The organism is Komagataeibacter intermedius TF2 (assembly GCF_000964425.1).
GTDB lineage: Bacteria > Pseudomonadota > Alphaproteobacteria > Acetobacterales > Acetobacteraceae > Komagataeibacter > Komagataeibacter intermedius.
Genome location: NZ_BANF01000088.1, coordinates 1 through 3,157, shown reverse-complemented (window position 1 = coordinate 3,157; position 3,157 = coordinate 1). Strand labels below are relative to the sequence as shown.

The following is a 3,157-nucleotide window of genomic DNA, read 5'->3' as shown; positions in this document are numbered from 1 at the left end:
AAAAGCCTACGCCTCTCACATCAAAACACAACTGTAGTGCTAGACCGAGTTCCATTTCCCATGGCGTGACATGCATGAATACTATGGAGATGGTGAAGCCGTTTGATACGGCGCAGAACAAGCCTCTGACAGACGTCATGAAGGCATGGGTTGCCGCTATACGGAAAGCGGGTGCCGTCTGTCTGACTTCCGTAAAAAATGAAAAAACAGACTGTACCTATTGTCTGGTCAGGCAGGTTTTCTAACAGTCTTTTACAAAGGGTAGATATGGAACTGATATCGTGTTTGGATAGAGAGATACGCAGCTTTTAATGCGGGGCGGGAACAGACTATTGGCATCGGGTTTCAGAATACCGACTTCCTTCTTCATGGTGGCGTGGGCAGTTTATGTTGCGATGCCTGTTTTGCCCGCTCGCGCCGATTGCCAGTCCCTGCATATTCCGCCGCCGCCGACTGCCAATACAACACATCCCCAGGCACCGTTCTTCATTGATCTTTCGGCACTGACGACTGACAATATGTCGCCCCGGCGTGATCCGCATAACCCGCACTATCCACCTGCATACGATCTGCCCGACAGAACTGTGCCGTCGGACACAGCCAATGGCAATTTCGTGCTGGGACCGACCCATCCGTTTGCACCCGAATTTGCCATGACGGCAAATGTGCCCTCCGGACGGATTGTATCCTTCACCATGGCGTCCGGACACAGCGTCCTGTTTAATCCTGGCATTGTACGTGACGACCCCGACAACTGTCCTAACGGCGCGATCTATACGTCTCGTTCCGCACCCGGAGATCCGTCCAACCTGCGGCTGGCGGAAAGCCATTCGGGTCCATGGATACGACAGGTGGATGTGTATGTACCCGTTCAGTACAAACCAGGTACCAAAGCGCCGTTTCTTGTATTCGGCGATGGCGGGGCGGATGGTATTTATCCCGGTCGTGACCTGTTCGCAATCCTGGATGTGCTGATCGCCAGCCATCGACTCCCTCCCCTGATCGCGATTGGTATCGGTTCTGGCGGACAGGATGCGCAGGGTAGCGAGCGTGGACGGGAATATGACACGGTGTCAGGCACCTATGCTGAATGGGTTGAGCGTGAGGTCCTGCCGCTGGTACAGCAGCATGCTGGCGTTGCCCTGACCCATGACCCGGATGGTCGCGCAACGATGGGCATCAGTTCAAGCGGCGGCGCGGCATTTGGTATGGCATGGTTCCATCCGGAACTGTACCATCGCGTACTGGCCTATTCTCCTACGCTGACGAACCAGCAATGGCCGCATGATACTGCCATGCCGGGTGGGGCATGGCAGTATCATTCACCATGGGCAGGCAACCCGACAGCAACAGGCAGTCAGCCCGGTGCGGCCCTTATACCCAATGCCCCGCGCAAGCCGATCCGCTTCTGGTTCGAGGCAGGGGACAAGGATCTGTTCTATCCTGCTCCGGCCATGCCCGATGGCATGCATGACTGGGTACTGGCCAGTGAAAACATGGCCCGTGTGCTGGCCGCAAAAGGATATGACTACCAGTTCGTTCTGTCGCGTAATGCCGGTCATGTGGACGGTCCCACAATTGAACAGACATTGCCCGAAGCCCTGTTATGGCTATGGCAGAACTATAAACCTCAAGGAAAATGAGGTCCGGGCATCTGGACTGGTACCCGTTCTGCTGCGGGAGCGGCCAGACGATGCCTCCTGCCGCTCATGCAACTGCGTGTGGTCCGAGGCGGGTCTCCGTCACATCAGGCTCTATACCAATAAGGCCATCACTGAAAACATCTCCCTCTATCAACGCATCAGGTATGCTGAGACACATCGCGCCGAGGAAAAGGGCCTTCAACGCGTTTACATGGTCAAGATACTGCCCGAACGTCCTTGCTCGCTGTGAACTGGCATTACTGCGACAGTTCGGAGGATGAGGGATAGAGTCTGCGGGCAACCCGCTCCATGGTCAGTCCCTGCACGATAATGGTGAACACGACGACGCCGTAACAGACCGGCAATAACAGGTCGCGCAAGTTTCCGGGCGGCAGTCCAAGCGCCAGCGAAACCGAAATACCGCCACGCAGGCCACCCCAGGTCAGGATTCCAAGAACACGGCCCCGTTCCCATTGCCTGAGATGAACCGGAAGCGTTGAAAGCAGCACGCTCAATGCCCGCACGGCAATGGACAACGGGATCACGGCAAGTGTCGCCAGCACCGTAAACAGATGCGGCGTGATCTCAAGGATCTCAAAGCCGATCAGCATGAACAGCAGGACGTTCAGCACCTCGTCGATGAGTGTCCAGGCGGTATCGAGTTCCCTGCGGGATGCTTCATCGAAAACGGAATGGCTGTAGCCTGTTCCAAAGCACAGTCCCGCCACCACGACGGCAATCGCGCCCGACATGCCAAGCTGGCTGGCGATGCTGAAGGTTCCGGTCGCCAGAGCCAGCGATGTCAGCAGATCGATATGCGGATCCCGCTGTCCCTTGAGCACACGGAGCGCGATCCATCCGGTCAGCGCGCCCAGCAGGCCGCCACCGATCGCCTCGCGGCAGAAGCTCAGAGCAATCTCGGAGACAGTGACACCCTGACTGTCCCCGGTTGCCAGCCCGATCGTGACGCCAAAAATGACAACGCCCACGCCGTCATTGAACAGACTCTCACCCGCAAAAACGGCCTGAATCGGTCCGGGCAGTCCAAGACGTTTCAGCATGCCGACAACCGAGACCGGGTCGGTTGGTGCGAGAATGGCGCCAAGAACGATGCACCATGCAAAAGGAATGGCGTGGCCCAACAGGGGGAAGACAGACCACGCCGCAACCGCCAGAAAGGCAACGGCCAGAACGGTCCCCAGAACAGAGAGGGCGGCCACAGAGGCAATCTTTGCGCGCAGATGTCCGACATCCACCTGCGTGGCCCCGGCAAACAGAAGCAGGGACAGCGCGCCATTCAGAAGGGCCGTAGGGAGATTGATCGCTCCGAGCACAGATCGCGGGAGAGCCTGAAGGTCATAGCCCGGTATCAACGGATTCAGGATCATGACCAGCAGGGAAGACAGCAATGAGAAGACCAGCACACCAATCGTCACAGGAAGACGAAACGTGTGGTGATTGAGAATACTGAACCCTGCCGAGAGCGTCAGAAGCAGGGCGAGGAGGCTGATGGT

Annotated in this window: 2 protein-coding genes; one reads left to right on the top strand and one right to left on the bottom strand. The window is 57.2% G+C overall.

The features are described from left to right. Positions 1-518: 518 nt before the first annotated feature. Positions 519-1,643 carry an alpha/beta hydrolase gene (locus B7449_RS12230; protein WP_235721300.1) on the top strand — a complete coding sequence of 375 codons (1,125 nt, stop codon included), beginning with the start codon at positions 519-521 and terminating at the stop codon, positions 1,641-1,643. A 257-nt stretch (positions 1,644-1,900) separates the two neighbouring features. Here B7449_RS12230 and B7449_RS12220 read toward each other — a convergent pair. Beyond that, a partial coding sequence (locus B7449_RS12220) for a cation:proton antiporter (protein ID WP_048883658.1) occupies positions 1,901-3,157 on the bottom strand: 1,257 nt, incomplete at its 5' end.

Bases quoted from the DNA above. Each gene is read 5' to 3' on its own strand.
- B7449_RS12230 (WP_235721300.1), top strand. From the start codon at position 519: ATGTCGCCCCGGCGTGATCCGCATAACCCGCACTATCCACCTGCATAC.